This is a genomic window from Pandoraea sp. NPDC087047, assembly GCF_044745225.1.
GTDB lineage: Bacteria > Pseudomonadota > Gammaproteobacteria > Burkholderiales > Burkholderiaceae > Pandoraea.
In genome coordinates, this window is sequence record NZ_JBIUZU010000003.1 from 94,246 (window position 1) to 116,123 (window position 21,878).

General features: G+C 62.9%; 20 protein-coding genes. 14 read left to right on the forward strand and 6 right to left on the reverse strand.

Going from position 1 to position 21,878, the window contains the following annotated elements:
* Positions 1-65: 65 nt before the first annotated feature.
* Together ACIPHM_RS05955 and ACIPHM_RS05960 are read right to left on the reverse strand one after the other, a co-directional pair.
* Positions 66-590: a TlpA disulfide reductase family protein gene (locus ACIPHM_RS05955; RefSeq protein WP_400325514.1), complete on the reverse strand. Its 525-nt coding sequence runs from the start codon at positions 588-590 to the stop codon at positions 66-68.
* Positions 591-660: 70 nt separating this feature from the next.
* Entirely contained in the window at positions 661-1,365 is a 705-nt protein-coding gene (locus tag ACIPHM_RS05960; RefSeq protein ID WP_400325516.1) for a hypothetical protein, read from the reverse strand.
* Positions 1,366-1,742: 377 nt separating this feature from the next.
* Between ACIPHM_RS05960 and ACIPHM_RS05965 the strand changes: the two genes are divergently transcribed.
* From ACIPHM_RS05965 to ACIPHM_RS05985, 5 genes are all read left to right on the forward strand, one after another.
* Positions 1,743-2,318, forward strand: coding sequence for a hypothetical protein (locus tag ACIPHM_RS05965; RefSeq protein WP_400325519.1), 576 nt, complete (start codon positions 1,743-1,745; stop codon positions 2,316-2,318).
* Positions 2,319-2,641: 323 nt separating this feature from the next.
* Entirely contained in the window at positions 2,642-3,730 is a 1,089-nt protein-coding gene (locus ACIPHM_RS05970; RefSeq protein WP_400325521.1) for an NAD(P)/FAD-dependent oxidoreductase, read from the forward strand.
* Positions 3,731-3,778: 48 nt separating this feature from the next.
* Positions 3,779-4,306, forward strand: a complete 528-nt coding sequence (locus ACIPHM_RS05975) for a hypothetical protein (protein WP_400325524.1) — start codon at positions 3,779-3,781, stop codon at positions 4,304-4,306.
* Between the two features lie 9 nt (positions 4,307-4,315).
* Positions 4,316-5,038: an aspartate/glutamate racemase family protein gene (locus tag ACIPHM_RS05980; RefSeq protein WP_400325527.1), complete on the forward strand. Its 723-nt coding sequence runs from the start codon at positions 4,316-4,318 to the stop codon at positions 5,036-5,038.
* A gap of 196 nt (positions 5,039-5,234) precedes the next feature.
* On the forward strand, positions 5,235-6,032 hold the full coding sequence (locus ACIPHM_RS05985) for a MetQ/NlpA family ABC transporter substrate-binding protein (protein WP_400325530.1): 798 nt from the start codon (positions 5,235-5,237) through the stop codon (positions 6,030-6,032).
* A 167-nt stretch (positions 6,033-6,199) separates the two neighbouring features.
* On the opposite strand, the gene ACIPHM_RS05990 is transcribed toward ACIPHM_RS05985, so the two are convergent.
* The gene (locus ACIPHM_RS05990; protein ID WP_400325532.1) at positions 6,200-7,762 is read right to left on the reverse strand and encodes a YifB family Mg chelatase-like AAA ATPase; all 1,563 of its coding nucleotides are present in this window, start codon (positions 7,760-7,762) and stop codon (positions 6,200-6,202) included.
* Positions 7,763-8,118: 356 nt separating this feature from the next.
* Positions 8,119-8,367, reverse strand: a complete 249-nt coding sequence (locus ACIPHM_RS05995; RefSeq protein ID WP_400325535.1) for an accessory factor UbiK family protein — start codon at positions 8,365-8,367, stop codon at positions 8,119-8,121.
* Between the two features lie 398 nt (positions 8,368-8,765).
* Here ACIPHM_RS05995 and ACIPHM_RS06000 point away from each other — a divergent pair, with 398 nt between their 5' ends.
* The 9 genes from ACIPHM_RS06000 (at position 8,766) to ptsP (ending at position 18,981) form a co-directional block, all read left to right on the forward strand.
* Positions 8,766-9,596 carry a TorF family putative porin gene (locus tag ACIPHM_RS06000; protein WP_400325537.1) on the forward strand — a complete coding sequence of 277 codons (831 nt, stop codon included), beginning with the start codon at positions 8,766-8,768 and terminating at the stop codon, positions 9,594-9,596.
* Positions 9,597-9,609: 13 nt separating this feature from the next.
* A complete protein-coding gene (locus tag ACIPHM_RS06005) occupies positions 9,610-9,948 on the forward strand; it encodes a P-II family nitrogen regulator (protein ID WP_047906773.1) in 339 nt (112 codons plus the stop codon).
* Between the two features lie 25 nt (positions 9,949-9,973).
* Positions 9,974-11,515: an ammonium transporter gene (amt, locus tag ACIPHM_RS06010; protein WP_400325540.1), complete on the forward strand. Its 1,542-nt coding sequence runs from the start codon at positions 9,974-9,976 to the stop codon at positions 11,513-11,515.
* Between the two features lie 573 nt (positions 11,516-12,088).
* The gene (gene gshA, locus ACIPHM_RS06015) at positions 12,089-13,378 is read left to right on the forward strand and encodes a glutamate--cysteine ligase (protein WP_400325543.1); all 1,290 of its coding nucleotides are present in this window, start codon (positions 12,089-12,091) and stop codon (positions 13,376-13,378) included.
* Between the two features lie 435 nt (positions 13,379-13,813).
* On the forward strand, positions 13,814-15,094 hold the full coding sequence (locus ACIPHM_RS06020) for a helix-turn-helix transcriptional regulator (RefSeq protein WP_400325546.1): 1,281 nt from the start codon (positions 13,814-13,816) through the stop codon (positions 15,092-15,094).
* A gap of 178 nt (positions 15,095-15,272) precedes the next feature.
* Complete coding sequence (gshB, locus tag ACIPHM_RS06025; protein ID WP_400325548.1) at positions 15,273-16,238, forward strand: glutathione synthase; 966 nt, start codon at positions 15,273-15,275, stop codon at positions 16,236-16,238.
* Positions 16,239-16,417: 179 nt separating this feature from the next.
* The gene (locus ACIPHM_RS06030) at positions 16,418-16,831 is read left to right on the forward strand and encodes a PTS sugar transporter subunit IIA (RefSeq protein WP_069340374.1); all 414 of its coding nucleotides are present in this window, start codon (positions 16,418-16,420) and stop codon (positions 16,829-16,831) included.
* A 3-nt stretch (positions 16,832-16,834) separates the two neighbouring features.
* Positions 16,835-17,104 carry an HPr family phosphocarrier protein gene (locus ACIPHM_RS06035; RefSeq protein ID WP_400325550.1) on the forward strand — a complete coding sequence of 90 codons (270 nt, stop codon included), beginning with the start codon at positions 16,835-16,837 and terminating at the stop codon, positions 17,102-17,104.
* Positions 17,105-17,244: 140 nt separating this feature from the next.
* A complete protein-coding gene (ptsP, locus tag ACIPHM_RS06040; protein ID WP_400325553.1) occupies positions 17,245-18,981 on the forward strand; it encodes a phosphoenolpyruvate--protein phosphotransferase in 1,737 nt (578 codons plus the stop codon).
* 151 nt (positions 18,982-19,132) lie between these two features.
* Here ptsP and ACIPHM_RS06045 read toward each other — a convergent pair whose 3' ends face one another.
* Both ACIPHM_RS06045 and ACIPHM_RS06050 read right to left on the reverse strand, forming a co-directional pair.
* On the reverse strand, positions 19,133-19,885 hold the full coding sequence (locus tag ACIPHM_RS06045; protein ID WP_400325556.1) for a HesA/MoeB/ThiF family protein: 753 nt from the start codon (positions 19,883-19,885) through the stop codon (positions 19,133-19,135).
* Positions 19,886-19,955: 70 nt separating this feature from the next.
* Positions 19,956-21,515, reverse strand: a complete 1,560-nt coding sequence (locus tag ACIPHM_RS06050) for a S41 family peptidase (protein ID WP_400325558.1) — start codon at positions 21,513-21,515, stop codon at positions 19,956-19,958.
* Positions 21,516-21,878: the final 363 nt, after the last annotated feature.

The following is a 21,878-nucleotide window of genomic DNA, read 5'->3' on the forward strand; positions in this document are numbered from 1 at the left end:
CAAAACAAAAAGCGCCCCGCAGGGCGCTTTTGTTTTGGGAGATGCCGTAACGCGTGGCGTTGACGTCAGGCTTGCTTGGCCAACGCCGTCTCGATGAGCTTGTTGAGTTCGGCGTATTCCGGCTCGCCCACGTATTGCTTGAGGACCTTGCCGTTACGATCCACAACGAAGGTCGTCGGCGTGAGCTGCACGTTGCCATATTGCTTGGCGACGCTGCCATCGGAATCCATCGCGACCTTGAACGGCAGTTGACGCGACTGCGCGTAGTTCATCACGTACATCGGCGGGTCGTAACTCATGGCGACCGCGACGAATTCCAGGCCCTGGCCCTTGTACTTCTCGTACGTCTGCACCATCGTCGGCATTTCCTTCATGCACGTGACGCAGCTTGTCGCCCAGAAGTTGACCAGATAGACCTTGCCCTTGAGTTGATCGGTGCCGAGCTTCTGACCCGAGAGGAGGGTGAACGTGGCCTCGGGCGCCCGTTTTTGCCCGGCAAAGGTGAAATACGCGGCGATCGCCACGACCGCAATGATCGCGACGGCGAGGATCTTGCCCAGGGGAGACTTGCGGGAGGTCGTAGCGCTCATGACACAGCCGTGTGGGTAATTGGGGTTCGTCGGGTGACGACGATTCTACTCTGAATCTCCGCGAGCGGCTTTAGCGTGCCGTGGTACCGCTGGCCGGGTGCAGGCGGGCGCGCCCACGGGCGATAGCGTCGTCGAGATACGCGCCGTAGAAGTCGGGCAGGCCTGCGCCGATGAGCGGGTCGGCGACGGGGCGTCCGTTCGTATCGAGGAACAAAACCGTCGGAGAAACCTTGACGCCATGGGCACGTGCCCAGGCGACGCCGGTGGTCGTGGTGCCGTCGAAATCGCGCACCGGTGCCGTGCTGTCCATGCCGATCTCGCGCACTTCGTACTTGCCGCTGCGCACGAGCGGCGCGAGCTCACGCTGACGGATCGGGCCGCAGTAGACGCAATCGCGCAGCGAGACCAGCACGATCAGCGGCACGTCGAGCGAGGACGCGCGACGTGCATGAGCAGCGAAATCCGTTGCCAGCGGTACCGCCGCTTGTTGCTGCGCTGCCGTCTTGCTGTCGACGCTCGAAGACGTCGCGCCTTCGCGCGGATAGGTGACGCCGGTGGCCTGTGCCAGTGTGACGCCGGATGTCGCTGCGCCGGTGCTGCGCCCGGAGATGCCTGCGGCATCCGATGCGGTCGAAGCACTCGACGAGTTCGATGTGCCCGATGTGTTCAATGAGGACGAAGCGTTCGCGCCACTCGATGCCGGTGCGGCGACGGCCGTGCCCGCGACGAGGCACGCCGTGAGCCATGTCAGCGTTGTTGCTATTTGACGGCCCAACCGGCTCAAGCGGCCCAAGCGGCTCAAGTGGCCCAAGTGGCCCAAGCGGCCCAAGCGGCCCAAGCGGCTCAAGTGGCTCAAGTGGCTCAAGTGGCCCAAGTGGCCCAAGTGGCTCAAGTGGCTCAAGTGGCTCAGGCAGCTCACGCGATCCACGAGATCCACGAGATCCACGAGATCCACGCGGCCCGATTGGTCCGTGAGGGTGGCGCGGCCCATACGGCGGCGCGCCAACGGGCGCGGGGTGTCCTGCCCTTCAGAGGCGGGTGCAGACAGTCGGCGGGCAGTGCAAACGGTTACGCGTGTCATGCGTCCGATGATACCGGGATCGGTCAGACTGCGTCATGACGTGTTTTTCCTGCCGCAACACATGACGGATAATGAGCGCTTCCCTTTTCCGGCTCTCACTCACGTCCATGAACCGCGTTGTCCGTGTCTGTCTGATGCTCACCACGACGGTGGTGCTCGCCGCCTGTTCCCCCCGCTACGATTGGCGTGAGGTTCACGACAAGGACGGTGCCTACGCCGTGACCTATCCCGCGAAGCCGACCCAGGACGAACGGGACGTGAAATTTGCGTCCGGCGCGCTACCGATGCGCATGCAGGCCGCGCGGGTCGACGCAGCGCTCTTCGCCGTTGGCGTTGTGACGCTCCCCAGCGACGACGCCACGCTGCGTCAGACCGTCCTCACCGAGTTGCAGCATGGTTTGCTTGCGAACGTGAACGAAGCCTCAGCGGCCCCCGTGCAGGTAATGGTGCGCCAGGCGGGCGATGCCCCTGCATTGCCCGGGCTGGCCGTCTCCGCGCAGGGCATGGCGAGCGACAAGGCCGAGCGCTACGTTGCGGCGCGCTTCGTCGGACGCGGTAATCATGTCTATCAGATCGTCGTCATGGCGACCAAAGCGCCATCCAAGGAACAGGTCGATCAGTTTCTCGATTCGTTCACATTGGAGTGACGCTGAAACGTTCCGACGTCTGCATCAAGATGCATGCGGCGCGTGTGGCGAACGAACTGTGATGAATGACGGCCGCGCCCGGCTCGGCCGATTGGCGTTGTTGGCCTTGCTTGCGGTATCCGTTCCGGGATTGAACACTGGGCGAGTCGTCGAGATCCGAGCGTGCTCGCCAAACAAGTTTTGAATTTTCTTATACGAAAATAGTGGTTCTCCCGGAGGGGGCCAGGCGGCTATATTTTGCAGCCATATTCGTGTGGCGAGGTTTCGTTGCAACGTCCTCGTTCGCGCCGCGCGATCCCGCAGGTCTTCCGGAAAACTCCTCCATGTACATCGTTGTCGGCGCCGGTATCGTCGGTGCTTCGGTCGCGTATTTTCTTTCCCGCGCCGGTGCGCCAGTCACGGTGATCGACAGTGGTCGTATCGCGGGAGGCACCAGCAGTACGACTTTCGCGTGGGTAAACTCACTCAACAAGGCCCCTCGCCCGTACCACGACCTTAACGTTGCCGGCATGCGCGCACATGCTGCCTTGCGCGAGCAGTTCGAGTCCGCGCCGTGGTGGCATAGCGGCGGCACGTTGGAATGGACGCATGGTAGCCCCGATAGCTATCGCAGCAAGGTCGCCACTCGGCAAGCATGGGGTTACCGTGTGCAATGGCTCGATCACGCGGGCGTACGCGAACTGGAGCCGGATATCGACGTCGGTGCCATCGGTGAGGCGCCCGTGGCGTATTTCCCCGACGACGGCTGGGTCGATCCCCCCGTGTATTGCCAGGCGTTGTTGGCGGCTGCCCGTGCCAGAGGCGTACGCCTACTCACACATACCCGCGTGGCAGGCCTGCTGCGCAGGGATGACAGTATCGTCGGTGTGCACACCGAAAGCGGCGAGGCATTGAGTGCCGACACGGTTATCAACTGCACGGGCCGCTGGGCCGGGCAACCGGCCTTTTCCGAGGCTCAGCAAATCCCCCTGACGCCCTCGGCGGGACTGATGCTTTTCACGCCGCCGCTGGCGCATGCCGTCAAGCGTGTGATCTTTTCCCCCGAAGTACATGTCCGCCCTGATGGTGCCGGGCGCCTGCTGATCTGTCGCAACGATCTCGAAGTGCCGATTGAGGCGAGCCCGACCCAACATCTCGACGACGCGCAACGTCTACTGCATGCCGCGGCCAAGGTCTTGCCGCTGCTGGGCGGCGTGCAAGCGGAAGCGCTACGCGTTGGCGTGCGCGCGCTGCCGGCCGACCACTATCCGGCCGTGGGGCCTGCGCGGGACGTGCAAGGCTTCTACAGCGTTATCACCCACAGCGGTGTCACGCTGGCGCCCTTCCTTGGCGAAGCTGTCGCGGACGAAATCCTCAATCGGGTGGAACGCCTCGAACTGGCCACTTTCCGTGCGCAGCGTTTTCACGCCTGACTACCCATTCACCCATTCCCCCATTCACCGTCCTCTGGAAGGAACCCCATGGCACGTATCAAACGGGTCGAACGCGAGGCGCTCGACGTTCAACGTCAGCAGGCTTATGACGACGAAATTGCACGCGTCGGTCGCGTCACTAACATGAAGGCCACGATCCTGCATTCCTTGCCAGCGCACCAGGCCTATCACGGCGCTTATCTAATCAAGGCCGAACTGATCACGCTGCTCGGCAAACGGGCTTTCAATGTCTACGCCTACGCGATTTCCACCGGCTCGGACTGCTTGTTGTGCTCCACATTCTTCCGTCAGGCGCTCAAGGCGGAGGGCGTCGATCCTCGTGATTTCGTACCGACCGAGACGGAGCAGTTGCTCACGGAACTGGGCAGCGCCATCGGCGGCAAGCGCGCGAATCAATTGGACGATGCCTTGTGGGGCAGGCTCAACGATCGGTTCGACGAGACGGCCATCGTCAACCTGATCGGCTTCGGCGGCACCATGGTCGCTACCAATATCTTCAATAGCCTGCTGGAAGTCGATATCGATAGCTACCTGCAGGACCTGGCCGCTCAATAAGGCGTGACGATGAGCGAACAACCCAGCCTCAAAACCTACTATGGCGTGAGCGTCGGCATCCTGATGGTGAAGACGCATTTCCGGCGCTATCTGGGCGACATCGGACACGCAGGAACCTGGTCGTTCCCGGTGCAATACCGCATCGTCGAGGAGGCGATCCCGGCGAAGATGACCGAGCTGCATAACAGCAGCCTGCTGGAACCCTTCAAGAAAGCGGCGCGTGAATTGGTGGACGCCGGGGTCGATGGCATCACGACCACTTGCGGGTTCCTCTCCATCTATCAGCAGGAACTGGCCGACTATTGCGGCGTTCCGGTGGCGACCAGCGCCCTGCTTCAGGTGCCGATCGTCAAGCGCCTGATCGCCTCGGACAAGCAAGTCGGCATCCTCACCTATAACGCCGAGTCGTTGAGCGGCAAGTACCTGGAAGCCGTTGGCATCGATCCTGCCACGCCGGTGCTCGGTATGCCGCCGGATTCGGAGTTCGTGCGCGCCATTCGGGAAGGCGACGACACGGTGCCGTATGCAACGCTGCGCGAGGAAGTGCTGGCGCTGGCGGGCCGCCTCGTAAAGACGCATCCGAGCGTCGGGGCGATCGTTCTGGAATGCACCAACCTCGCACCCTTTACCGCCGATATCCAGGCCACTTATGGCGTGCCGGTCTACGACACGGTATCGCTGGTGAACTGGTTTCAGGCAGGACTGCGCCCGCGACGCTTTGCGGCGCAATAGGCCATTCCGGTTCAGGCGGGCGCGAAGCAAACCTGGCTTCTCGCCCGAGAGAAATAGGCATAACGATACGCATAACGGCGTGTGAAATGCGGCGCTTCTGGCGTCATTCCCGATGCCATTTCCGGTGTCGTTTCCGGCCTCGTTTTTCATCGCTGGACCTTTCATCCCGACTCAACTTTTATCCTGGAAGCCCATCGTGAATCTGCTTCGCGTCGTCAAGAAAAATATGCTGTGTGTCGCGCTCTCCCTGGCCTCGGTAGCACCGGCTTTCGCTGCCGACGCACCGCTGCGCGTGGGCGCCTCGCCCGGACCCTACAGCGACTTCCTTCAGGAGGCGGCCAAGATTGCGAACGCCGAGGGCTTCCCCGTGAAGGTGATCGAATTCACCGAACCTACGCAAATCAATGAAGCGACCCAGGCCGGCGATATCGATCTGAACAACTTCCAGCATGTGCCGTACATGCTCAGGCAGAACGAGTCGCGCGGTTACAAGATCGTGGCGATCAAACCCAGCTACGTAGCGCCGGCCGGCATCTACTCCACCAAGGTGAAGTCGCTGGACCGTTTGCCCAACGGCGCCAAGATCGCCATCACCAACGATCCCGCCAATGAAGCACGTGCCTTGTTTCTGTTGCAGAAAGCCGGCCTGATCAAGCTCAAGACCAGCTCGGGCATCAATGTTGGTTTGACCGACATCAGCGAGAATCCCAAGCACCTGAAGATCGTGCTGCTCGATGAAGTTCAGGTGCCGCGCGTGCTGGTCGATGTCGACGCCGGCGTCGTCAACCTGAACAAGGGGGTATTGGCGGGCCTCAATCCCAAGGACGCGCTGCTGCTCGAAGACAAGACATCGCAGTGGGCCATTATTTGGGCCGCTCGCGCGGACCGCAAGGACGACCCGCGCATCGCGCGTTTCATCAAGATCTTCGAGTCCGACAAGATCAAGCAAATGATCCTGACCAAGTTCAACGGGACCGTCATCCCTTCCTGGTAAGCGCCGGAGCATGCGGCACTCGCTCGCGTCTGCGAATCTTCGCCGTTGACGTTGTGACGCCGCCCAGCAACTACGCAGCACTGTGCCGGCGGGTTTTCGTCGAATGGCAGCACGGCCCGCTTGCCAACATGAGCGATGGCCCGGCAGCGAGTGCCTCGAATGATCTGTCATGACTGCGGGGCCTCGCGATACTGCACGGCTTCTGCGATGTGGTGCGCATCGATCGCTTCGCAATCCGCAAGATCGGCAACGGAGCGAGCCACGCGCAGCACGCGGTGATAGGTGCGCGCCGACCAATGGTGCTGGGTCACTGCGCGGTGGAGAACTTCCTTCGCATCGGGGCGCAACGGACATTGCGTTTCCAACGCACGACTCGACAAGTGGCAATTCAATTGCCCCTGACGCGACACCTGACGCGCTCGCGCCAGACTGACGCGAGCAGCCACGACTTCGCTACGCTCGCCGCTGGCCGGGGCGGCGAACATTTCCGCGCTCAGTGCGGGCACCTCGACGTGCAGGTCGATGCGATCGAGCAGCGGACCTGAGAGGCGGTTGCGATATCGCGCCACCGCTTCGCTCGTGCATCGGCAATTTCGCGAGGGATGTCCCAGATCGCCGCAAGGGCAGGGGTTCATCGCGGCGACGAGTTGGAAGGCAGCGGGGAACGTGGCATGTCCGCCCGCGCGTGAGATCGTTACATGCCCTAACTCCAACGGTTCGCGCAGCACCTCGAGCACCCGGCGCTGGAACTCGGGTAATTCGTCGAGGAAGAGCACCCCGCGATGCGCGAGACTGATCTCCCCCGGACGCGGTGCACTGCCGCCCCCCACGAGGGCTGCTGCCGATGCCGTGTGATGCGGCGCGCGAAAGGGGCGGCGTCCCCAATGGCGCAGATCGAAGCCTTGCGCGCTCAGGCTGGCGAGGGTAGCAGCCTCCACCGCTTGCGCTTTGCTCAACGCTGGCAGCAGGCCTGCGAGACGCGTCGCCAGCATCGACTTGCCGGTGCCCGGCGGGCCGTAGAACAGGATGTGATGCCCGCCTGCCGCCGCCACTTCCAATGCGCGCTTGGCATGCGCTTGCCCTTTTATGTCCGCCATGTCGGCGATATCGTCCGTCTCGGTAATCCCGCCCGTCATGGCCGCCCCGTGACCGCCCGCCCCCGGCCCGGCGAGTGCCAGTGGCGCGACGGCGCGCCGCAGCGGTGTTGCGACGTCCGGCTCGGCGAGATGGGCGCAGACGTCGAGCAAGGTGCGCGCTCCGTAGACTGTTGCTTCTTCGACCAACGCGGCTTCTTGCGCGCTACCTGCGGGCAGCACGAGCGCGCGTGACGACGGTTCTGCCGCCATTGCGCTCGCCATCGCTAACCCGCCGCGAACCCAACGCAATTCACCGGTGAGCGACAATTCTCCCGCGAACTCATGGGCGCGCAGTCCCGCCTCGGGCAACTGACCGCTCGCCGCAAGAATGCCCAGCGCAATCGGCAGGTCGAAGCAGCCGGAGGCTTTCGGCAAGTCGGCCGGCGCCAGATTGATCGTGATGCGCCGCGCCGGGAATTCGAAGCGGCTGTTCTGCAATGCCGAGCGCACCCGCTCGCGGCTTTCCTTGACCTCGGTATCCGGCAGCCCGACCAGCGACAGGCCGGGCAACCCGTTCGCCAGATGCACCTCGACGGTGACCGGGCGCGCCGCCATCCCGGTAATCGCGCGGCTGCTGACAACTGCCAATGACATGACTTCCCCCTCGGAGATCGCAACCATCGCAGCGACCGCAATGATCGCAACGCGCTGCATCGATGGCGTCAATAGTCGTCGTCGAACGCGTGGGTGCGCAACGCCTTAAGGGAGCAAATGCAGGGTGGGGAGGGTGTTTTCGGATTGACGGTGCCGTCTCGCCGGAATCGTCTGCCGGGTCGCTAGGAGGATTCCGATAGCACTCCGAGAATCCGTGAGGGATGCCGGGGCAAAGCGGGACAGAGCGGGGCAAGGTGGCGTGAGTCGGTGCCTGCCTTTGTTGACGACATCGCGCTGGCACGTGAGCCCAGACGCAACAAGGGGCGCTTTCGCGCCCCTGTCGGTGTGCTGCCTGGTCAGTCTTGCGCTTCGCGGCGCTGGCTTTCGAGTTCGGCCACGCGCTTTTCCAGCGCTTCGAGCTTTTCGCGCGTGCGGGCGAGTACTTGTGCCTGCACATCGAATTCCTCGCGGGTCACCAGATCGAGCTTGGTGAAGCCCTGGTTGAGCAGGCTCTTGACGTTGCGCTCGATATCCTTGGCGGGCGATTGCTTGAGCATCTCGCTCACCTTGGCTTGCATGTCTTGCAGGATCTCGTTCGGTTTCATAAGCCTTCCTCTCGTCGTTTCTCCGCACCAATGTGGTGCTTGCACCGTCAATGTGCTTCGGCAGGCCTGTCTGACCGGTGCAACGTGGTGCATCGGGTGCGGCCCTCAATGTTGGCGCAACTCTATCACCGTTTCCTGTGCCCAGCCAGCGCAGGGGGCCGTCCAAGCCATACCGGTTGAGGGTTCGACTCAGTTTGTCGGGCTTCGTTGCCTATAGGTGACGTTGTTCGCTCGTCTCATCACCCCCGAAATTTGCCAATTTTTTATCCCGAAATTCGTATCTTGCGCGACGCAGCACATGCGGTCGAAGGCGCTGGCACGAGAGTTGCTCTACTCAGTCCCGGAACCTGCCGCACGCTGTACCAAGACGTTGAAAAATTCAACTTAAGGGGAAAGTGATGAGAAAAGTGTCAACTGCGATGGCTGGCTTTGTGTTCTTCGGTGCGATTTCGGTGTCCGCCGGCGCGTATGCGCAGGCGAGTACCGACGGGGCCGCACCAGCAGCGCCCGCCGACGCAGCGGCCGCAGCGGCAGAGCCGCTGACGGTAACTGCCAATATCGGCCTGTTCTCGGACTACCGTTTCCGCGGTATTTCGCAGACGGGCAAGCGTCCGGCGGTGCAAGGTGGTTTCGATCTCACGCATGAATCCGGGCTGTACGCCGGTGTGTGGGCATCGAACATCAGTTGGATTTCGGATGGGAATTCGGCAGTCAGTGCCCCCATCGAGACGGATTTTTATGGGGGCTGGAAGAAGGAAATCATCCCTGACTGGACCGTCGATTTCGGCGGTTTGCAGTATTACTACCCGGGCAGTTATCCGTCCGGTCAGTTTTTCCCGCGTCCGCATACGTTCGAACTGTATGCCGCCGTGGGCTGGAAAACCGTAACGCTGAAGTACTCGCACTCGCTTACCCGTTTGTTCGGGCTGGTGAGCCCCGATGGTCAGGACACGACCAACAGCGGCTACCTCGACCTGACGGGCACCTACGACATCGGCTTCTGGGGTCTCTCGGCCGTGGGTCACGTGGGGCATCAGTGGGTGCATAACTTCAGCGCCGCAAGCTATACCGACTGGAAGATCGGCCTGGCGAAAGATCTGGGCAAGAACTTCAGCGTGTCGGTCGCCTACGTCGATACGAACGCCAACGAGAAGTACTACACGGCCGCGAATTCCGGCAAAGTGCTCTCCAAGGCGACGGTCGTCGTAGGGTTGTCGAAGACATTCTAAGGAGCGACTCATCATGAAGCTGATTACCGCAATTGTGAAACCCTTCAAGCTCGACGAGGTGCGTGAAGCCCTCTCGAACATCGGAGTGGCCGGCATTACCGTGACCGAAGTCAAAGGCTTCGGCCGCCAGAAGGGCCATACCGAGCTGTATCGGGGTGCAGAATATGTCGTCGACTTTCTGCCGAAGGTGAAAATCGAGGCGGTAATCGGCGATGCCATGCTCGATCAGGCGATCGACGCCATCGAGCAGGCAGCCCGCACCGGCAAGATCGGCGACGGCAAGATTTTCGTGTCCAACGTCGAGCACGTGGTCCGTATCCGTACTGGAGAGACCGGCGAAGACGCGCTGTAAAGGTCCTACATAAGAGACAACAATCATGAAAAAACTGCTTGCCAAACTCCTGCTCGCCGCCGCCTTTGCTGGCGTTGCCGGCACCCTGGGCCTCGGCGCTACCGCCGCACTCGCGCAGGACGCCTCGGCGCCTGCGGCCGCTTCGGAAACTGCCGCACCTGCACCCGCTGCTGCAACCGCCACGCCTGCTGCCGCACCGGCGCCGGCAGCGACGGCCGCAACGGCGGCACCTGCCGCTCCCGCGGCTACCCCCGTGCCGCCGAACAAGGGCGACACGGCCTGGCTGCTGACTTGCACCGCATTTGTGATTCTCATGACGCTGCCCGGCCTGGGCCTGTTCTACGGCGGTCTCGTGCGCTCGAAGAACATGCTCTCGGTGCTGATGCAGTGTTTCATCATCTTCTCGCTCGTGGTCGTTCTCTGGGCGATCTACGGTTACAGCATCGCGTTCACGGAGGGCGGGGCGTTCTTCGGGGGCTTCGACCGTCTGTTCCTGAAGGGCATGACGCCGGATTCGATTGCCGCGACCTTCAGCAAGGGCGTGAACGTGCCGGAGTACGCGTATATGGCGTTCCAGGCGGCGTTCGCGGCGATTACCTGCGCGCTGATCGTCGGCGCCTTCGCCGAACGCGCCCGGTTCTCGGCCGTGCTGCTTTTCACGGTGATCTGGTTCACGTTCTCGTACCTGCCGATGGCCCACATGGTCTGGTTCTGGCCCGGTCCTGACGCCTACACCGATCAGGCCGCCGCAGACGCCGCCACCGCACACGCAGGCTGGCTGTTCCAGAAAGGCGCACTCGATTACGCAGGCGGCACGGTGGTGCACATCAACGCTGCTATCGCGGGTCTGGTGGGCTCGTACATGGTTGGCAAGCGCGTAGGCTTCGGCAAGGAAGCGTTCAAGCCGCACTCGCTCACCATGACGATGATCGGCGCCTCGCTGCTCTGGTTCGGCTGGTTCGGCTTTAACGCCGGTTCGGGTCTGGAAGCCAACGGCGGCGCAGCACTCGCGTTCGTCAACACGCTGCTCGCCACCGCCGCTGCCACGCTGTCGTGGACGGCCGGTGAATGGATTGGCAAGGGTAAGCCGTCGATGCTCGGTGGCGCATCGGGCGCCGTGGCCGGTTTGGTGGCCGTGACGCCGGCCGCCGGTTTCGTCGGTCCGATGGGCTCGATCGTGCTCGGCCTGCTCGCCGGTCTGATTTGCCTGTGGGGCGTGAACGGCCTGAAGCGCCTGCTCAAGGCGGACGATGCACTCGACGTGTTCGGCGTGCACGGCGTGGGCGGTATGCTCGGCGCGATTCTGACGGGTGTGTTCGCTGCCCCGTCGCTCGGCGGCACGGGTATCTACGACTACGTGGCCAACAAGGTCGCGCCGGATTACTCGATTGCCGCTCAGGTCTGGATTCAGTTCCAGGGCGTGCTGACCACGATCGTGTGGTCGGGTGTGGTCGCCTTCGTCGCGTTCAAGATTGCCGACATCGTGCTGGGTCTGCGCGTGCCGGAAGACGAAGAGCGCGAAGGTCTGGACATCACCTCGCACGGCGAATCGGCGTACCACAATTGATGACGGCGGATCGTATCCGAGCGTTGCTCACGGCTCGTCAGCCACGGCGGCGGGTCGTCTGAATCGCACTTTGCATCTGTCTCATCGCACCGTTTAGCCCCGGCTTCGGCCGGGGTGCGCCCTTGGCGACACCGGGGGTACCCGCAGGACTAATACGCATCAATAGATACCAGCGAGTCGGCAAGGATTCGCTGACGTCGGACAAGCGCCCGGTCTGGGGCGCGCAGAAGGAGTTGCTGGAGCCCGGTCGGACAGCCGGCCCCGGCATTGCGCGGGCACCCGAAGGGGTGCCCGTTTTTTTGTCCGCGGCTTGTGCGGATGGTTGTCCCGACGCTTGTGCGCACGCCGTGCTTGTGATTTCCGGTTCTGTCCCCATCTCTTCTCATCGCGGCATCGCACCGCACCTCCCCCAATCCTGCCGATTCATGTCCGCCCAGCCGGCATTGCTCGTTGAAGAACGGCGATGCGCGAAGCCGCCGGCACGCTACGGTGCCCCTTCCTGGGGTATGGCAAACGGCGGAGGCGCCGGGCGTATGCTCTACAATCGATATTCCATCTGGATATGAGAGAAGCATGGTTCCGCATCTCGTCACGGCCCTGAAAGGCCCTTTGCTCGACCTGGAAAAGAAGATCCTCGATGCGACGCCCGCCATCGAGCGCTGGTTCCGGCTCGAGTGGCAGGAACATACGCCGCCGTTCTACTGTTCGGTCGATCTGCGAAATGCCGGCTTCAAGCTCGCCCCCGTCGACACCAATCTCTTCCCTGGTGGCTTCAACAATCTGGCACCCGAAGTGTTGCCGCTCGCTGTGCAGGCCGCCATGGCCGCCATCGAGAAGATCTGCCCCGACGCCAAGAATCTGCTGCTGATCCCCGAACGTCACACGCGTAACTCGTTCTATCTGCAGAACATTGCTCGTCTGTCGACGATCATGCGTCACGCCGGGTTGCATGTGCGTCTGGGCAGCCTGTCGGACGACATCACCGAGCCAACGACCATTGAATTGCCCGACGGCCAGCACGTCGTGATCGAGCCGCTGGAGCGCACGCCGCGCCGTCTGGGGCTCAAGAACTTCGATCCTTGCTCGATTCTGCTCAACAACGATCTGTCCGCCGGGATTCCGCCGATTCTCGAAGGGCTGCACGAGCAATACCTGCTGCCGCCGCTGCATGCAGGCTGGGCCGTGCGTCGCAAGAGCCAGCACTTCTCGGCTTACGACGACATCGTCAAGAAGTTCGCCAAGATGATCGACGTCGATCAATGGATGCTCAACCCGTACTTCGCCAAGTGCGAGGGCATCGATTTCGATGAGCGTGTGGGGGAGGAGAAACTTGCCGACACGGTCGACGCCGTGCTCAAGAAGATCAACAAGAAGTACCGCGAGTATGGCATTACCGAAAAACCGTTCGTCGTGATCAAGGCCGATGCCGGCACTTATGGCATGGGCGTGATGATGGTTCACGACGCCGCCGAGATCAAAAACCTGAATCGACGCGAGCGGACCAAGATGAGCGTGGTCAAGGAAGGTCTCGAAGTGCACGACGTGATCGTGCAAGAAGGCGTCTATACGTTCGAGCGCATCAACGAAGCGGTGGCGGAGCCGGTCGTCTACATGATCGATCGCTACGTGGTCGGCGGCTTCTATCGTGTCCACACCGGGCGCGGCACCGACGAGAATCTCAACGCCCCCGGCATGCACTTCGTGCCGCTCGCCTTCGAGCACACGGCGCTGCCCGACGTCCACGCCAAACCGGGCGCTGCGCCGCCCAACCGTTTCTATATGTATGGCGTGGTGGCGCGTCTTGCGCTGCTCGCAGCATCGGTTGAACTCGAACGCACCGATCCGGACCCGGAAACGTATTGATTGCCCATATGCCGGGCGCAGCAACGGACGACGATCCGCAGTATGCGTTGGGTTTTTTGCTGGGAATTGACTGAATTTGAACTGAGGCCGTGGTCGCGTAGCGATGGTCTCTGACGCGTCTCGCCCTGAGACGCGAAAAGAAAAAGACGCCCGGCTGGCCCCCCGACTAGCCGGGCGTCACATTTACCGGTCGCCTCATGCAACGACCGGAAATCGGGGCTTCCCTGAGCGGGCCCCCCCGCAAACTGGTTCTCTGCGCATCCCCTTCTCGTTTCGGATCGGTGTACTGTCCTGTCCGTTTGGTTCGCGTCAGCAGTGAAGCGATGATGCGGCCGATTGACGCATCGAACATCCCCCGAACGGGGGATATCTGCCTGCGTTCAAGTCGAATAGGAAATTTCCTCGGAATTGTTTCTGACTGGGAGGTACGTGGGAATGTTGGGGGATTTACGGACATGCCTGCGTCAAAGCCATCAATTGCCGGTCCCTACGCTCGGCTATCTGCCGCTGTGGCTGGAAACGCTGCGGGTCTGGCTGGGTGCCGACAGCGTGGCGGCGCTCTGGTGCCATGCATCCGGCGCAGCCGGGCGCTCCGGGACACCCGGCAGGGTTGGCGAATCCGCCGATAGGACCGGGGCGCCGGACGCCACCTGTTGGTACGCACCGCAGGCGCCCCTGCAGGCGTGCGAGCGTCTGGCTGCCTGTGGCTGGACGATGCCGCCTCTGAGCGAGCTGCAACGCTCGCTCTCGCAAGGCGAAGTGCTGTGCAGCCATGTTCGGCACGTCCGGGGCAGCCGAGGCTGCGGGGGGAACAGCGCCGCGTTGCCGGCTCCGCTCCATCGTCCCCCTGAACTGGACGGATGTCTGCCCGATGGCGATCTGCTCGACGTCTGCCTGTTGCCCGTCGCCCGATCGGCCGATGACTTGTCGCAATGTCAGGAGGCCGGGACGCTTACTGCCGCCCCCATCGGAGCGCTGCGCCTGCTGGTGTCGCGAAATAGCACGCGTGCGCGTTTCAACGCGCGGGAAGTGACGGCGTTCGAAACCGCCGCCGCAGAATTTGCCCGCGCGCCTGAACGTCCCCATTTCCCGCCACTTGCCATCACGACGTCTCCCGGCCCGGATCTCGGTCAGCGCGTGCTCGGCGCGGTCGGGGCGGATGCCGTCGGCACGCTGATCTGGCACCGTCGCCAGCCGGAGTGGGCCGATCCGGTCGCGTTGGCGCTGATGCGCCGGGTCTGGCAGTTCGTGCCGGGCGGCGCCTGGCACGACGCGTGCGTCGTTGTGCAAGCGTGCCAACGCCTCGCCGACGAACTGACGCTCCACCCGTCGGGCGCAACGCCCGCGAGCGCACAGGTGTGTGCGGCGGTGCCGGTGCCGGGCGGTACGCTGCACCTGCACGCCACGCATTTGTGCGGGATGGGCGGGGGCGTGACCGACCGTGTGCGCATCGCGCTGCATCTCGCCGTGCCGCCCGCCATCCGCCTGTTACAGCGACTCTCGCAGACGCCGCTCACGCCGGTACAACGGGAGATTGCGATGCGCTTGCTGGCCGGTCAGTCGCGTACGCAAACCCGAGAAGCGTGTGCGATCGGGGTGCAGACGCTCAAGACGCACTTGTCGCTCATGCGGGCGCGTCTGGACCCGGTGCGCGATGCGTCTCTCCTGTATGGGTTGGGCGGCGCGGGCGCCACTGCGGGCGCAAGTTGCGCTTGATGTGCGCAACGGATTGGCCGCACAGGACGTCGGCACCCGGTATCGAACTGGCGCGGCATCAGACCGGAAACCGCGCGCAAGCACTGCGCAGCGGCAAAACGACGCCTCGGCTAGAATAGACGCCTGTCGCCGCAGCCTGCGGTGTGTGCATCCGAACCCCCAAGACTCCCGCCGATCGATGCAGATTCTCTTTATCGCCGACCCGCTCGACCAGTTCAAAATCTACAAGGACACTACGTTCTCGATGATGCGCGAAGGTGCGCGTCGCGGGCATCGCATCTTTGCGTGCGAGCCGCACGAGATGGCGTGGAACGGCGCAACGGTCGATGCGCGAGTGAAGGAAATTCGTCTGACGGGCGATGCAGACGTCTGGTATGAAGTTGTCGCCACGCGGGACGCCGCACTCACCGCACTCACCGCACTCACCGCGCTCACCGAGTTCGACGCGGTCATCATGCGCAAGGATCCGCCGTTTGACATGGAGTACATCAACGCCACGTGGCTGCTGGAGATCGCCGAGCGTGCCGGTGCCCGCGTGTTCAACAAGCCGAGCGCGATTCGGGACCACTCCGAAAAGCTCGCCATCGCCGAATTCCAGCCGTTCGTGGCGCCGACGCTGGTCACGCGTGACGCCTCGCGTCTGCGTGATTTTCACGCGAAACATGGCGACGTGATCTACAAGCCGCTCGACGGCATGGGCGGCACGGGCGTGTTCCGTATTGGCCCGGACGGCCGCAACCTCGGCTCGGTGATCGAGATGCTTGGCGAGAACGGCGCCCGCTCGGTGATGGCGCAACGCTTCATTCCCGATATCGCCAAGGGCGACAAGCGTGTGCTTGTGATCGGCGGCAAAGTGGTGCCCCATTCGCTCGCACGCATTCCGCAGGGTAACGAAGTGCGCGGCAACCTCGCCGCCGGTGGTGTTGGCGAAGCGCGTGACCTGTCGCCGCGCGATCGTCAGATTGCCGAGACGCTGGCGCCGACGCTCTGGCAACGCGGCCTGTTGCTCGTGGGTCTCGATATCATCGGCGATTACCTCACGGAAGTGAACGTCACGAGTCCGACGTGCTTCCAGGAAATCACGGATCAGACCGGTTTCGACGTGCCCAAGATGTTCATCGACGCGCTGGAACTGGCGGTGTAACTCGGACAGGGGCCTGCCCGTGGCGTAGCCGTTTGGGAAGGGCCCTAACCTGATGAAATTTCAGGATTAATTCGGGATTTTTGCGCGCCTGCTAAAATAAGAATCCCAAAATCGACAGGCTCGCGTTCGCCGATGTGTTTGTATCCCGGACACTCGCGGCGCCCGGCGCGCCTAGCATCATGGCTGGAATTCTGATCATTGCCCACGCACCGCTTGCCTCGGCACTTCGCGAGTGTGTATCGCACATCTACGGCGGTTGTCCTTCGCGCATCAGCGCGATCGACGTTGTCCCCGACCAGGACACGGCGGCGCTGGTAGACGTCGCAAAGGAACGCCTCGCGCAACTACGCGAAGAAAATGGCGTGCTGGTCCTCACCGACCTGTTCGGGGCGACGCCGTCGAACGTGGCGGCGCAACTGGTAGGGCCGAAAGTGCGGGTGCTCGCAGGCGTGAACCTGTCGATGCTCATCAAAGCGGTGTGCTATCGCTCGGTGCCACTCGACACGCTGGCGGAGAAGGTGCTTTCGGGCGGATCTAAAGGTATTCTGGAAGTCGGCGCGGGTGCGCCGGCCACACACACTACGTCACACTGAAACATGCTTCGACAAGAAACGACGATCGTAAATAAATTGGGCTTGCACGCCCGGGCATCTGCAAAGCTGACGCAACTGGCGGCGAAATTTCAGAGTGAGGTCTGGCTGACCCGGAACGGTCGGCGAATCAACGCGAAGAGCATCATGGGCGTCATGATGCTGGCGGCCGGGATCGGCGCGAAGGTCGAAGTCGAGACCGAGGGATCGGACGAGGCGCAGGCCATGAAGGAAATTCTCGATCTCATCGCGAACAAGTTCGGCGAAGGGGAATAACGGTTTGCTGCGGTGATGCGGCGTCGGCAGGCGCGCTGTGTCACGCGGACCGTACTTTCACCGCACCACCGCTCACTGTCCTCGACGACAGCAAAAACACACACGGTTGAATCATCCGCCTCTGAATTGGGGAGACTTCCTTGTCTTTCACCCTGCACGGCATTCCCGTTTCGCGCGGCATCGCGATCGGACGCGCTTATCTGCTCGCGCCCGCCACCCTCGATGTCCCGCACTATCTGCTCGATCCCAGCCAGATCGACGACGAGATCGCGCGCTTTCGCAGCGCTCAGGCGACCGTCCAGCATGAACTCGATACCCTCAAGGACGAACTGCCGGACGACGCGCCTGGTGAGATGGGCGCATTTCTCGACGTTCACTCCCTGATCCTCAACGACACGCTGCTGGTCGACGCCGTCATCAAGCTCATTCGCGAGCGACGCTACAACGCGGAATGGGGGCTGACGACGCAACTCGAGGTGCTCGTCGCCCGCTTCGAAGACATCGAAGACGAATACCTGCGCGAGCGTCGCGCGGATATCGAACAGGTGACCGAGCGCGTGCTCAAGGCACTCGCCGGTGCGCCCGGCATTCGTCACGTGGTGGCCGAGACGCCGCGCGACGACATGATCGTCGTGGCCCGCGACATCGCGCCGGCCGACATGCTGCAATTCAAGTCGCAGACGTTCAAGGGCTTTGTCACGGATCTGGGCGGCAAGACGTCGCACACCGCGATCGTTGCACGCAGCCTGGGGATTCCGGCGGCGGTCGGCGTGGCGCAGGCCAGCCTGCTTATCAAGCAGGACGACGTCATCATCATCGACGGCGATAGCGGCATGGTCATTGTCGATCCGGCGCCGATCGTGCTCGAAGAGTACAGCTACCGGCAAAGCGAGCGTGCGCTCGAGGAGCGTCGTTTGCAGCGCCTCAAGCACTCGCCGGCGCAGACCATCGACGGCACGCCCATCGAGCTGTTCGCCAACATCGAATTGCCGGAAGACGCCAAGACCGCAGTGGCGGCGGGCGCGGTCGGGGTGGGGCTGTTCCGCACGGAATTCCTTTTCATGAACGAAGAGGAAGCGCCGGAGGAAGAGGCGCAGTTCGAGGCTTACAAGCGTGCCGTGGAGGGGATGCAGGGCCTGCCGCTCACGATCCGTACCATCGACGTGGGGGCCGACAAGCCGCTCGACAGTCACGAGACGTACGAGACGGCATCGAACCCGGCGCTGGGCCTGCGGGCCATTCGCTGGAGCCTGTCGGAGCCGCGTATGTTCCTCACGCAGTTGCGTGCGATTCTGCGCGCGTCGGTGTTCGGCAAGGTGCAGATTCTGTTCCCGATGCTCGCGCACGCGCAGGAAATCGATCAGACGCTCGAACTCGTGCGCGAAGCCAAAGCGCAACTCGACGCCGCAGGCCTGCTCTACGACCCGAACGTGAAGCTCGGCGCGATGATCGAGGTGCCGGCGGCCGCGCTAACGGTGCCGATGTTCCTGAAGCGGCTCGACTTCCTGTCCATCGGCACGAACGACCTGATTCAGTACACGCTCGCCATCGATCGGGCGGACAACGCCGTCGCGCATCTGTATGACCCGTTCCACCCGGCGGTGCTTCGTCTGATTGCCATGACGATCCGCGAGGCACACGCATTCGGCGTGCCCGTGGCCGTGTGCGGGGAGATGGCGGGGGATCCGACGGCAACGCGTTTGCTGCTCGGCATGGGGCTGCGTGAGTTTTCGATGCACCCGAGCCAGTTGCTTCAGGTCAAGCAAGAGATCCTGCGCGCGCACTTGCCCGATCTGGAGCGGCCGGTTCAGGACCTGCTCGCGGCAACCGAGCCTGAGGAGATGCAGGCGGCACTGGCGCGTCTGGCGGTGGCCTGAGCCCGCTGTCGACGTCGAGGGCCACAGTTCTCGAAAGTCCCCCCTCGCATCACTCACAAAAAAGCGGACGCTCCTTCGACGGGAACGTCCGCTTTTTTGCATCGGAAAATTGGGACGCCGCCGAGAGCAACGTCAGCTTTTCCTCAAAGTATCAATGCCGCTGTCCGCAGACTTTGCACTCCGGATTGCGGGCGCAGTGCATGGTGTGCCAACTCATCTTGCGTCCATCGAGCATCTGTAGCCGACCGACGAGCGGCGAGCCTACGCCGGTGATCAGCTTGATCGCCTCGGCCGCCTGCATGCTACCGATGATGCCGACGAGGGGTGCGAGCACGCCCATCGTGGCGCAGGCCTGTTCGGGGAAGGGTTCGTCGGCAGGGAAGATGCACTCATAGCAGGGTGACGCTTCGTTACGCACGTCAAACACACTGATCTGCCCGTCGAAGCGCAATGCGGCGCCAGACACGAGCGGCACCCCCGCCGCGACGCAAGCCCGATTGACGGCATGGCGCGTGGCGAAATTGTCCGAACCGTCGAGCACGACGGTGGCGTCGCGCGCGAGCGCCGTGAGGCGCGCTTCGTCCACGCGCTCGTTGACGACTTCGACGACGACGTCCGGGTTGATCTGCGAGATGCGTTCCCGTCCGGAGATCACCTTGGGGCGGCCTACGCTGTTCGTGTCGTGAAGAATCTGGCGTTGCAGGTTGGTGAGATCGACGACATCGTCATCGATCAGCGTGATGCGTCCGACGCCGGAGGCCGCCAGATAGAGCGCGGCGGGCGAGCCGAGACCGCCTGCCCCCACGATCACGGCGTGCGCGGCGAGCAGACGCTCCTGGCCCTCGATGCCGAGTTCGTCGAGCAGGATGTGGCGGGAGTAACGCAGCAGCTGTTCGTCGTTCATCGCAAAACGGAATGGAATAAAAAAACCGTGCCGGCTTTCGCGGGCACGGTTTGTAGTGTAAAGCCGATGCTTACTTCTTGTCCGACGGCTTGGCCGGCACGACGGTGTCCGTCTTCGGATCCGTCTTGGCGCCAGCGGCAGGTGCCGAGGCCTTCGAAGCCGCGTCCTTCGGCAGCGGGCCGGCGTTGGCTTCCAGACGCGACTTGGTGCGCTGCACCGGCTCGCCCTTGAGCTGGTGGACGGCTTGCTGGAGCATGAAGTCGTCGGCGCTGCCCAGATCCGGCAGGCGTTCTTCGCGCTCCTTCTTGCGCTCTTCCGGCGTCTTCTTCGCGTTCTCTTCTTCGAGGCGGCGCAGTTCTTCCAGGCGGCGCGTTTCGCGGGCGTCGATTTCCTTCTGCTCGTCGGGCGTTTGCGTGTTGTGCAGGTGGTTCTGGTAATCGATTTCGCGCGTGACCAGCACGTCGTCCGGATCACCCTTCGGATTCTGGTCGACCGGCACGTCCGGTTTGATACCGATGGACTGGATCGAGCGGCCGCTCGGCGTGTAGTAGTAAGCCGTGGTCAGACGCAGCGCGGTGTCCGGCGACAACTGACGTACGGTCTGGACCGAGCCCTTGCCGAACGTCGTCTTGCCCATGATGATCGCGCGCTTCGAGTCTTGCAGCGCGCCTGCCACGATTTCCGAGGCCGAGGCCGAGTAGGCGTTCACCAGCACTACCATCGGCACCGTCTTCCAGATCGGGGCTTCGCCCTTGAGCGGATCTTCCGGGCTCGCCGACAGACGGTAGTTGTCGAAGGTTGCCTTGTACGTCTGCTTGGCGTCTTCGATCTGACCGTTGGTCGACACGACCACGGCGCCTTCCTTCAGGAACGCAGCGGACACGCCGACTGCGGACTGGAGAATGCCGCCGCCGTTGTTACGCAGGTCGAGAATCAGGCCCGTGAGCGGTTGGTCTTTGGCCAGTTCCTGGAGCTTCTTGGCCAGATCCGGCACGGTGCGTTCCTGGAAGCTGGTGATGCGCACGTAGCCGATGCCCGGCTGGAGCAGCTTGCCCTTGACGCTCTGCACACGAATCTCGGCACGCACGATGGAGACCGGGAACGTACGCTCGTCCGACTTGCGGAAGATCGTCAGCGTGACCTTGCTGCCCGGCGCACCGCGCATGCGTTTGACCGCCTGGTCGAGCGTCATGCCGCGTACGGGCTTGTCGTCGATGCGGGTGATCAGGTCGCCGGGCTTCAGGCCGGCCTTGAACGCCGGGCTGTCTTCGATCGGCGAGATGACCTTCACGAGGCCGTCTTCCTGCGAGATCTCGATGCCCAGACCGGCGAAGCGGCCGCGCGTTTGCTCCTGCAGCTCTTTGTATTCTTCCTTGTCGAGGTACGACGAGTGCGGATCGAGGCTCGACACCATGCCTTTGATCGCTGCGGTCAACAGCTTCTTGTCGTCGACCGGCTGTACGTATTCGCGCTTGATCTGGCCGAACACTTCAGCCAGCAGACGAAGCTGTTCGAGCGGCAACGGTGTCGTAGCGCTTTGTGCGGACGCCTGCGAGAACGCGAGCGTGGCAGCCGCACCGGTCGCGAGGCCCAGCACGATCAGGCCGATGTGTTTGAGGGTTTGGCGCATATAGGCGTGGAATTTCCGGAATTTTGGGGCGCACGCCAATGGGCGCGCGCACTTTGGCGAAGTATAACCGTTTGCCCGCAGGCGGGACATTGCCCGTTCGACGGGAGTTTTCCGGAGTGGTTCTACGAAAAGTTTCGTTCAACGCCACGTTGTGAGGCAAATTTCGTCCAACGCCCCTCGCGCACGCACGGCTTTCGCTGATGTGACGCGCTCTGGACGGGGATCGCGCACCGCAGCGAAGGTGCCACGAGGGGCGTCGATGTCGTGTTACCGCGTATTACGGTTAGGCGTGCCCGAGTGGCAAGGCGTAGGGATTCCCCGAGTATGGCGCGAGGGAGGGGCGGCACGAGGGTGACGGGAGTA

What these genes read in the sequence shown, in the direction of transcription:
- ACIPHM_RS05955 (WP_400325514.1), bottom strand. Translation starts at nt 590, where the DNA reads ATGAGCGCTACGACCTCCCGCAAGTCTCCCCTGGGCAAGATCCTCGCC.
- ACIPHM_RS05965 (WP_400325519.1), top strand. Translation starts at nt 1,743, where the DNA reads ATGAGCGCTTCCCTTTTCCGGCTCTCACTCACGTCCATGAACCGCGTT.
- ACIPHM_RS05970 (WP_400325521.1), top strand. Translation starts at nt 2,642, where the DNA reads ATGTACATCGTTGTCGGCGCCGGTATCGTCGGTGCTTCGGTCGCGTAT.
- ACIPHM_RS05975 (WP_400325524.1), top strand. Translation starts at nt 3,779, where the DNA reads ATGGCACGTATCAAACGGGTCGAACGCGAGGCGCTCGACGTTCAACGT.
- ACIPHM_RS05980 (WP_400325527.1), top strand. Translation starts at nt 4,316, where the DNA reads ATGAGCGAACAACCCAGCCTCAAAACCTACTATGGCGTGAGCGTCGGC.
- ACIPHM_RS05990 (WP_400325532.1), bottom strand. Translation starts at nt 7,762, where the DNA reads ATGTCATTGGCAGTTGTCAGCAGCCGCGCGATTACCGGGATGGCGGCG.
- ACIPHM_RS05995 (WP_400325535.1), bottom strand. Translation starts at nt 8,367, where the DNA reads ATGAAACCGAACGAGATCCTGCAAGACATGCAAGCCAAGGTGAGCGAG.
- ACIPHM_RS06000 (WP_400325537.1), top strand. Translation starts at nt 8,766, where the DNA reads ATGAGAAAAGTGTCAACTGCGATGGCTGGCTTTGTGTTCTTCGGTGCG.
- ACIPHM_RS06005 (WP_047906773.1), top strand. Translation starts at nt 9,610, where the DNA reads ATGAAGCTGATTACCGCAATTGTGAAACCCTTCAAGCTCGACGAGGTG.
- amt (WP_400325540.1), top strand. Translation starts at nt 9,974, where the DNA reads ATGAAAAAACTGCTTGCCAAACTCCTGCTCGCCGCCGCCTTTGCTGGC.
- gshA (WP_400325543.1), top strand. Translation starts at nt 12,089, where the DNA reads ATGGTTCCGCATCTCGTCACGGCCCTGAAAGGCCCTTTGCTCGACCTG.
- ACIPHM_RS06020 (WP_400325546.1), top strand. Translation starts at nt 13,814, where the DNA reads ATGTTGGGGGATTTACGGACATGCCTGCGTCAAAGCCATCAATTGCCG.
- gshB (WP_400325548.1), top strand. Translation starts at nt 15,273, where the DNA reads ATGCAGATTCTCTTTATCGCCGACCCGCTCGACCAGTTCAAAATCTAC.
- ACIPHM_RS06030 (WP_069340374.1), top strand. Translation starts at nt 16,418, where the DNA reads ATGGCTGGAATTCTGATCATTGCCCACGCACCGCTTGCCTCGGCACTT.
- ACIPHM_RS06035 (WP_400325550.1), top strand. Translation starts at nt 16,835, where the DNA reads ATGCTTCGACAAGAAACGACGATCGTAAATAAATTGGGCTTGCACGCC.
- ACIPHM_RS06045 (WP_400325556.1), bottom strand. Translation starts at nt 19,885, where the DNA reads ATGAACGACGAACAGCTGCTGCGTTACTCCCGCCACATCCTGCTCGAC.
- ACIPHM_RS06050 (WP_400325558.1), bottom strand. Translation starts at nt 21,515, where the DNA reads ATGCGCCAAACCCTCAAACACATCGGCCTGATCGTGCTGGGCCTCGCG.